General features: G+C 69.1%; 7 protein-coding genes. 2 read left to right on the top strand and 5 right to left on the bottom strand.

The window, feature by feature from the left end; all coding sequences use genetic code 11:
* The first annotated feature begins 324 nt into the window (after positions 1 to 324).
* The gene (locus tag KN815_RS31990) at positions 325 to 2,781 is read left to right on the top strand and encodes an NACHT domain-containing protein (RefSeq protein WP_216345352.1); all 2,457 of its coding nucleotides are present in this window, start codon (positions 325 to 327) and stop codon (positions 2,779 to 2,781) included.
* Positions 2,782 to 3,105: 324 nt separating this feature from the next.
* On the opposite strand, the gene KN815_RS31985 is transcribed toward KN815_RS31990, so the two are convergent.
* Positions 3,106 to 5,631, bottom strand: coding sequence for an ATP-dependent Clp protease ATP-binding subunit (locus tag KN815_RS31985; protein ID WP_059142484.1), 2,526 nt, complete (start codon positions 5,629 to 5,631; stop codon positions 3,106 to 3,108).
* A gap of 475 nt (positions 5,632 to 6,106) precedes the next feature.
* Between KN815_RS31985 and KN815_RS31980 the strand changes: the two genes are divergently transcribed.
* A complete protein-coding gene (locus KN815_RS31980; RefSeq protein ID WP_216345351.1) occupies positions 6,107 to 6,706 on the top strand; it encodes an SCO3374 family protein in 600 nt (199 codons plus the stop codon).
* 5 nt (positions 6,707 to 6,711) lie between these two features.
* Here the strand turns inward: KN815_RS31980 and KN815_RS31975 are convergent, their stop codons facing one another.
* The 4 genes from KN815_RS31975 to KN815_RS31960 form a co-directional block, all read right to left on the bottom strand.
* Positions 6,712 to 7,047: a histone-like nucleoid-structuring protein Lsr2 gene (locus KN815_RS31975; protein WP_208515325.1), complete on the bottom strand. Its 336-nt coding sequence runs from the start codon at positions 7,045 to 7,047 to the stop codon at positions 6,712 to 6,714.
* A 221-nt stretch (positions 7,048 to 7,268) separates the two neighbouring features.
* A complete protein-coding gene (locus tag KN815_RS31970; protein WP_014061627.1) occupies positions 7,269 to 7,790 on the bottom strand; it encodes an amino-acid N-acetyltransferase in 522 nt (173 codons plus the stop codon).
* Positions 7,791 to 7,812: 22 nt separating this feature from the next.
* Positions 7,813 to 8,208 carry a BlaI/MecI/CopY family transcriptional regulator gene (locus KN815_RS31965; protein ID WP_078642159.1) on the bottom strand — a complete coding sequence of 132 codons (396 nt, stop codon included), beginning with the start codon at positions 8,206 to 8,208 and terminating at the stop codon, positions 7,813 to 7,815.
* Between the two features lie 153 nt (positions 8,209 to 8,361).
* Entirely contained in the window at positions 8,362 to 8,544 is a 183-nt protein-coding gene (locus KN815_RS31960; RefSeq protein ID WP_216345350.1) for a hypothetical protein, read from the bottom strand.
* Positions 8,545 to 8,648: the final 104 nt, after the last annotated feature.

The raw sequence follows: 8,648 nt of genomic DNA, 5'->3' as shown, positions 1-8,648 counted from the left end.
AGGGGTGGTGTCCTGGACGCTTACGTGTATTTGTGGCGCCAATCCCCGGCCCACCCAACGCCCCCGGCCAATGGCGCCGTAAATATACGGTCCAGGGCGCCGCCCCGGAGGCCCCGCCCCCGGCACCCACCACCCACCGCACCGCGCACCCAATAGCGCCCCCGCTCCCGGCAACGCACCGCGACCACCGCCCGCCGCACCCACCCCGTGCCCCCGCCCGCCCCCGGAACCCACGCCGAACCCCCACCACCGCCGGACCGACCCCGCCTACCCTGGTGGCTTCTTCGATACGGCGAACAACAGTCACCGGGGGGACGGGGCCTCATGGATCCCGCAGCCATAGCCACACTGGTCCAGGAACTCTTCGTCGCGGACGGGCCGGTGGACCGGCCCGTGCGCATCGCCTCCCTGGTCGCCTTCCAGGGTGACCACCGCACGCTCACCGAACGGGACCTGACCCGAGTCGCCGCCGCGCTCGCCGCCGCGCTCGTCGAAACGGAACAGGGATGCGGACAAGAGCAAGCGCGCTCCGCCCTCACCGACGCCCTCGCCCGCACCCTCCACGCCCTCGGCACCGTAGACCTCGACGACGTACGCGCCGTCCGCCTCGGTCCCCAAGCCTTCGCCCGTCACCTCGCCATCGCCGCCCCCGACGCCGACGAAGAGCTGGACCCGGCGGACGCCCATACCCACGACGCACTGCGCGAGACCGCCTGCGCCCACATCCTCCGCTTCCTCACCATCCGCTCCCCCTTCGTCACGGCCGCCGAAGACGCCGCGTTCGAGCAGCGCTACGCCCAGGACATCATCGCCGCCCACGACCACCTCACCATCTACGGCATCGATCTGGCCCACTCCCCCGACAGTTGGCCGCTGGACGCCGCCTATCTCAGCCTGGAGACCGAGGCAGACGGCGGCGGCCCGAGCGCCCCCGCGGAACAGGCCCTCGCCGGACGCGAACGGGTGCTGCTGTGGGGCGTGGCGGGGTCGGGCAAGACCACACTGGTGCAGCGGCTCGCGGTGTCCGTGGCGCGTGGTGACCTCCCGGCCCCGCTGGCGGGGCTGCGCGGGCGGGTGCCCTTCGTGCTCCCCGTGCGCCGGTTCCGCCGCGACGGCTTCCCGGAGCCGGACGCCTTCCTCTCCGCCGTCCGCTATCCGCACACCGCCGCCCAGCCGCCGGGGTGGGCCGAGCGGGTGCTGTCCCACGGGCGCGGACTGCTGCTCGTGGACGGGGTGGACGAGGCGCCGGAGGGGGAGCGTGAGCGGCTCCGCGAAGCACTGCGCGAGCTTCCGGCGCGCTATCCGGGAAATATCTGGCTGGTCACCTCGCGCCCCTCGGCCGTACGGGAGAACTGGCTGGCCTCGGAGCGCTTCACCGAGCTCAAACTCTCCCCGCTCAGCCGCGAAGGGGTCACCGCGTTCATCCGGCGCTGGCATGCGGCCGCCCGCCAGGACATCACCGACCGTGCCGATCTGGACCGGCTGAGTGGTTACGAGGAAACGCTGCTGGACGCCGTAAGGATTACCCGGGACCTCGGCCGGCTGGCCACCAATCCACTGATGTGCGGTCTGCTGTGCGCACTGCACCGGGACCGCCGCGGCTATCTGCCGCACGGCCGGAAAGCCCTCTATGACGCGGCCCTTTCCATGCTGCTGGAACGGCGCGACCGCGAGCGCGCCATGCTGCCGCCGGAGGGAATCGACCTCCCCCAGGAACCGAAGATCCGGCTGCTACAGAAGCTGGCGCACTGGATGCTCGTCAACGGCCGGTCCGAAATGGACCGGACCACCGCCGTCGAGACGCTCGGCCGTCACCTCCCGGCCATTCCGCACGCGGCGCGGCAGGGCGGGCCGGAGGAGATCTACCGACATCTGCTCAACCGGACCGGTCTATTGCGCGAGCCCACACCCGGTTCGGTCGATTTCGTGCACCGAACGTTCCAGGACTATCTCAGCGCGAGAGCGGTCGTCGAACGGCACGATTTCGACTTCCTGATCGACCACGCACACCTGGACGACTGGGAAGAAGTGATCAGAATGTCGGTCGCTCTCGCCCGCCCCGATGAATGCGGCTACCTCCTGGAGGGGCTGCTGGCGGCCCGTAAAGACGCCCGGCCGGTCCATGCCCGCCATCGCAAACTCCTGGCGGCCGCATGTCTGGAACATGCGACGGAGCTGGACCCCGAGGTGCGTTCCCGGGTGCATCGCTATACCCGCGATCTGGTACGCCCGACCTCGCTGGAAGCGGCCCGCGCGCTGGGCTGGATCGGGCCTATCGTGCTGGAAATGCTGCCCGATCCCGGCGGCGTATCCGATGAGGAAGCCCATCGGCTGGCCGTCACCGCCACCTCGATAGCCGACGACCGCGCCATCGACTATCTGGTCCGGCTGCGGGACCGCGCCTCCTGGGCGGTACGGGCGCAGCTCGCGGGCGCCTGGCGGCGATATGACACCGATCGTTACGCCGAGGAAATCATCGGCCATCTCGATGAGCGGGAACTCGACTTTCCGGTGTCGGACCTGGCGGAGCTGCGGGCCCTGCGCCGGCTCGGCGGCCGCCCCTGCGTCCAGATAGCCGGTGCGCTCACCCCGGAGCAGTTGACCGAGGGCCTGGTGGCGGAGCGGCTGACCGAGCTGTGGCTCGCCTACGACCTGGGCGCGGACCTGGACCTGAGCTGGCTGGCCGCCTTCCCCCGGCTGCACACTCTGCGGCTGAGCCACCGCAACACGGGGGTGACCGGGGTCCCGGAGGGCGTCCAGGTCATCGTGGCGGGCGCGTAACGCAGACCCGGAGGGGCGGAACCACGGAGGGGCCGAACCCTGCCAGCCGCCCGGAGGGGGCGCCGTCAGCCGCCTGGCCGCCTGGGCGGCCGCTGCCTCCCGTTCGCCCCGTCACCGGGCGGGAAAGTCCAGGGAAACCCCCAGGGCCCGCAGAGCCCCGCCAGAGCCCCTCAGGGGCGCGCCTGCACGAAAGGGCAGTGCTCCGCCCGCGCAAAACGCAAGCAGTGCTCCGCCCGCGCAAAGCGCAAAAGGGGCCGCCCCGGACCGGAACGGTCCGGGGCGGCCCCGTGGCGATGGACGGCGCCGCGCTGCCGCGGCTCCGCGTCATGCCTCCTTGCTGAGGTTCGGGCCCGCGCCACCGGCGGCGGACTCGATCGGCGGGGTGTCCGGCAGCGCCGACTTCTCCTCGCCGCGGAAGGTGAACTTCTTCTCCTCACCCTCGCCCTCGGTGTCCACGACCACGATGTGGCCCGGACGCAGCTCGCCGAAGAGGATCTTCTCCGAGAGCACGTCCTCGATCTCGCGCTGGATCGTCCGGCGCAGCGGCCGGGCGCCCAGCACGGGGTCGTAGCCCCGCTTGGCGAGCAGCTTCTTGGCGTCGCCATTGAGCTCGATGCCCATGTCGCGGTCCTTGAGCCGCTCGTCCACCTTGGTGATCATGAGGTCGACGATCTGGATGATGTCTTCCTCGGTGAGCTGGTGGAAGACCACGGTGTCATCGACACGGTTCAGGAACTCGGGGCGGAAGTGCTGCTTCAGCTCCTCGTTGACCTTGGCCTTCATCCGCTCGTAGCCGGTCTTCACATCGCCCTGGGCGGCGAAGCCCAGGTTGAAGCCCTTGGAGATGTCCCGGGTGCCGAGGTTGGTGGTCATGATGATCACCGTGTTCTTGAAGTCCACGACCCGGCCCTGGGAGTCGGTCAGCCGACCGTCCTCCAGGATCTGGAGCAGCGAGTTGAAGATGTCCGGGTGAGCCTTCTCGACCTCGTCGAAGAGGACCACGGAGAACGGCTTGCGGCGCACCTTCTCGGTGAGCTGGCCGCCCTCCTCGTAGCCCACGTATCCGGGCGGGGAGCCGAAGAGCCGCGAGACGGTGTGCTTCTCGCTGAACTCCGACATGTCGAGCGAGATCATCGCGTCCTCGTCGCCGAAGAGGAATTCGGCGAGGGTCTTGCTGAGCTCGGTCTTACCGACACCGGACGGGCCCGCGAAGATGAACGAGCCACCGGGGCGCTTGGGGTCCTTGAGGCCCGCACGCGTGCGCCGGATGGCCTGGGAGAGCGCCTTGATGGCGTCCTTCTGGCCGATGACGCGCTTGTGCAGCTCGTCCTCCATGCGCAGCAGCCGGGAGGACTCCTCCTCGGTCAGCTTGAAGACCGGGATGCCGGTGGCCGTGGCCAGGACCTCGGCGATCAGCTCCTCGTCGACCTCGGCGACGACGTCCATGTCGCCGGCCTTCCACTCCTTCTCCCGCTTCGCCTTGGCGGCCAGGAGCTGCTTCTCCTTGTCGCGCAGGCCCGCGGCCATCTCGAAGTCCTGCGAGTCGATCGCGGACTCCTTCTCCCGGCGCACATCGGCGATCTTCTCGTCGAATTCGCGCAGGTCCGGCGGTGCGGTCATCCGGCGGATCCGCATCCGGGAACCGGCCTCGTCGATCAGGTCGATCGCCTTGTCCGGCAGGAAGCGGTCCGAGATGTAGCGGTCGGCCAGGGTGGCGGCGGCGACCAGGGCCGAGTCCGTGATCGAGACGCGGTGGTGCGCCTCGTAGCGGTCCCGCAGGCCCTTGAGGATCTCGATGGTGTGGGGCAGCGACGGCTCGGCGACCTGGATGGGCTGGAAGCGGCGCTCCAGGGCCGCGTCCTTCTCCAGGTACTTGCGGTACTCGTCGAGCGTGGTCGCGCCGATGGTCTGGAGCTCGCCCCGCGCCAGCATCGGCTTGAGGATGCTGGCGGCATCGATCGCGCCCTCGGCGGCGCCCGCACCCACCAGGGTGTGGAGCTCGTCGATGAACAGGATGATGTCGCCGCGGGTGCGGATCTCCTTGAGCACCTTCTTCAGGCGCTCCTCGAAATCACCGCGGTAGCGGGAGCCGGCGACCAGGGCGCCCAGGTCCAGGGTGTAGAGGTGCTTGTCCTTGAGGGTCTCGGGCACCTCGCCCTTGACGATGGCCTGGGCCAGTCCCTCGACGACCGCCGTCTTGCCGACGCCGGGCTCGCCGATGAGGACCGGGTTGTTCTTGGTGCGGCGCGAAAGCACCTGCATGACCCGCTCGATCTCCTTCTCGCGCCCGATGACCGGGTCGAGCTTGGATTCGCGGGCGGCCTGCGTGAGATTGCGGCCGAACTGGTCCAGGACGAGCGAGGTGGAGGGAGTGCCCTCCGCCGGGCCGCCGGCGGTGGCGGCCTCCTTGCCCTGGTAGCCGGAGAGCAACTGGATGACCTGCTGCCGCACCCGGTTCAGATCGGCACCCAGCTTCACCAGGACCTGGGCGGCGACGCCCTCGCCCTCGCGGATCAGGCCGAGCAGGATGTGCTCCGTACCGATGTAGTTGTGGCCGAGCTGAAGGGCCTCGCGGAGCGACAGCTCCAGGACCTTCTTGGCACGGGGGGTGAAGGGGATGTGCCCGGACGGGGCCTGCTGGCCCTGCCCGATGATCTCCTCCACCTGCTGGCGGACCGCCTCGAGCGAAATCCCGAGGCTCTCCAGGGCCTTAGCGGCGACACCCTCACCCTCGTGGATCAGGCCCAGGAGGATGTGTTCGGTGCCGATGTAGTTGTGGTTGAGCATCCGGGCTTCTTCCTGAGCCAGGACGACAACCCGCCGCGCGCGGTCGGTGAACCTCTCGAACATCGTTAATCGCTCCTCAGAGCGGTCAGAAAGATCGGGGACGATCCCCTCCCTGTCCTTCCGCATGCTAGTCCCGCAACCCGGGACAGCTCATTCCAACTGCCGACAACCGTCCGGATCACCCCCGCTCGCGCGGGGCAAACAGCCACTGGCTCCTGCCCGAACAGCCGACAACTGCCTTAACCCGATGGTGCGAGACGATGTTCCCGCAGGCCAGGCATCTACGCCCACCGCCAGTACGCCGATGGCGAACGCCGCTTCCTCCCGACACGCGGACCGCCCCTCCCCACTAGGGATGTCTTACCCGCAAGCACAGACAGTCCATGCCGTAGGGGCCGGTTCCATCCGCTACGGGCGAACAACCTTGCGCCCGTTCACCGGCCCTGTAGGACCCCTTGCGGACACGTTCCGCGCACGGACCCGCACGGTAGGTCATCGGGGGCGTAACCAAGCCGGGCGGCGGAGAGTTCTGCTGGGCATGATCCACAGGGTCCACTGCGCGCGGCCGTCCGCACCGGCACCGGTCCCCGTCTCACGCTGGTACGAGCGGGAGCTGGGCTGGCCGACGGCCGGCAGCGATCCCGTCGAATTGCTCACGGGGGTGGCCTTCGACGTCATCGAACTGCCGGCCGTGGCCGGATTGGCGATGCTGCGGCGCGTACCGCGGACCGGTCCGGTCACGGTGGAGGGCGCCTGGATGCGACTTCTGGTGGCCCCTGGCAGCGCCGACGAGCTTCCGGGGCTGCTCGACTGGCTGGAGTGGGGCGGTGTGGCCCTGGACCTGGGCGCGATCGGCGCCGGTGGCCGGATCACCGCGCCGTGCCCCTCCCGCTCCTGGCCGCCGCCCCTGGGCACCGGGGCGCCCGGAGAGCGATGCCCGCAGGAGGCCGCCGTATGGCTGCGACCTCCCGACCCGAGGGGCGAGGTGGAGCCAACGCTGCCGAGGACAGGCCTCGGGGGCGATGGGGGCGCCCCCGATCTCGTACGGCTCGTGAGCGCGGCGGCAACCGAATGCCTCCGCACCCGATTGGTGCGCGCCCGGCCGCTGCCGAGGCAGCGGCGAGCCGGGGAAGGCTGACGCGCTCAGCCGTTGGCCTTCTCGTATGCCTCACGAACGGTCGCCGGAACACGGCCGCGGTCGTTGACCTCGTAGCCGTTCTCCTTCGCCCAGGCGCGGATCTTCGCGGTGTCCTGGCTGCCGCCCGACGCCGCACGCGCCTTGCCCCGGCCACCGGAAGCCCGGCCACCGGTGCGCCGGCCGCCCTTGGTGTAGGGCTCCAGGGCGTCACGGAGCTTGTCCGCGTTGTTGGTGGTGAGGTCGATCTCGTAGCTCTTGCCGTCAAGGGAGAACGTCACGGTCTCGTCCGCCTCGCCGCCGTCGAGGTCGTCGACAAGAAGGACCTGAACCTTCTGTGCCATGGGGTTCCTTTCAGGGAAAACGGGGGGTTCGGGGGTGCGGCGTTAGCCGCTGATGACTCACCCCCCAGGTAATTACACTACGAGAGAATAGGAAACCGCCTTTCCCGGAAAAACACAAACCCCCCGGGAAGGTTCGACCGATCCACCAAGCGGGAAGCCTCATGGAAGGTCATGTTCCGGAGCTATGTGATAGGGGCGCGATTCGGACATAGGACCCGCGATCACAGTTGCAGAAGCATCCGGCTGTTGCCAAGGGTGTTCGGCTTCACCCGTTCGAGACCAAGGAACTCGGCGACGCCCTCGTCATAGGAACGCAGGAGCTCGCTGTACACATCGCCGTCGACCGGCGTCTCGCCGATCTCCACGAAGCCGTGCCTGGTGAAGAAGTCAACTTCGAAGGTGAGGCAGAAAATGCGCCGCACCCCCAGCCAGCGCGCCGTCTGCAACAGCTTGTCGAGCACCAGGTGGCCTACGCCGGTGCCCTTGAGAGTCCGATCGACGGCGAGAGTGCGGACCTCCGCGAGGTCTTCCCACATGACGTGCAGTGCTCCACAGCCAATGACCTCAGCGTCCTCGTCGCGCTCGGCGACCCAGAACTCCTGGATGTCCTCGTAAAGCGTCACGGTGGCTTTGTCGAGCAGGATGCGATCGTCCACGTACGAGTCGATGAGGCGGCGCACCGCCCGTACATCGCCGGTCCGGGCACGGCGGACGGTGACTACTTTTGATAGTGGGGAGGACATGACCGGACGCTATCGCCCTGGGTCATCGCCCCGACTCACCGGGGCTCTCCCCGGTCTCCCCCAGTTGTGCGACGCGCATGGCATCCCGTAGTGCGTCCCGCTGCTCTTCGGACATCATCCCGAAGAACGCGACGAGAGCGGCCGCCGGGTTGTCACTGGTCGACCACGCTTCGTTCATCAGTGCGGCCGAGTAGGCGGCGCGCGTGGAGACCGCGGCATATCGATAGGCGCGGCCTTCGACCTCCCGGCGGAGCCAGCCCTTGTGATGGAGGTTGTCCATTACGGTCATGACGGTGGTGTAGGCGATCGAGCGTTCCCGTTGAAGGTCTTCCAGCACTTCGCGGACCGTGACCGGGCGGTTCCACTTCCACACCCGCGTCATCACCGCGTCTTCGAGATCTCCCAATGGCCTAGGCACACCGAGAATAATAGTGGGAGATGTCCCGAATGTCGGGAGGTTTGCGGGGGAAAAGCCACACGCCCCGGAACGCGATGCGTCCCGGGGCGTGGTCCGGCGTGCTGCCGCCGTGGTGTGCGGGGTGGCGGCGCCCGATGGGCCCGATCGATCCGGTCAGGCCGTCTCGCGCGCCGGGGCCGGGGCCTCGTCCTCGGCGCGGGCCGCCAGCGCCGCGTCCACCGCGGCGTCCTCCTTGGACTTGTTGGCGCCACCCTGGCTCTTCACCATCGTCACGATGAGCGCGGTGAAGGCCACGGCCATCACGACGGGCGGGATCAGCGCGGAGACGTAATCCATGGCTCTCGGCCTCCTTTTGCTCGAGACCACCAGATTACGCGGCGCGCCGCCGCCGCCCGGAGCCGGGCACCGGTCCCGGGCGCGGCGGCCCGGGGCAGGGGCGG

It is taken from the genome of Streptomyces niphimycinicus, assembly GCF_018883605.1.
GTDB classification, from domain to species: Bacteria; Actinomycetota; Actinomycetes; order Streptomycetales; family Streptomycetaceae; genus Streptomyces; species Streptomyces niphimycinicus.
Note: the sequence above shows the minus strand (reverse complement) of the source record. Positions and strands in the feature narration are given on the sequence as shown.

Coding starts and splice junctions, on each gene's coding strand:
- KN815_RS31975 (WP_208515325.1), bottom strand. CDS start 7,047: ATGGCACAGAAGGTTCAGGTCCTTCTTGTCGACGACCTCGACGGCGGC.
- KN815_RS31980 (WP_216345351.1), top strand. CDS start 6,107: ATGATCCACAGGGTCCACTGCGCGCGGCCGTCCGCACCGGCACCGGTC.
- KN815_RS31990 (WP_216345352.1), top strand. CDS start 325: ATGGATCCCGCAGCCATAGCCACACTGGTCCAGGAACTCTTCGTCGCG.
- KN815_RS31970 (WP_014061627.1), bottom strand. CDS start 7,790: ATGTCCTCCCCACTATCAAAAGTAGTCACCGTCCGCCGTGCCCGGACC.
- KN815_RS31985 (WP_059142484.1), bottom strand. CDS start 5,631: ATGTTCGAGAGGTTCACCGACCGCGCGCGGCGGGTTGTCGTCCTGGCT.
- KN815_RS31960 (WP_216345350.1), bottom strand. CDS start 8,544: ATGGATTACGTCTCCGCGCTGATCCCGCCCGTCGTGATGGCCGTGGCC.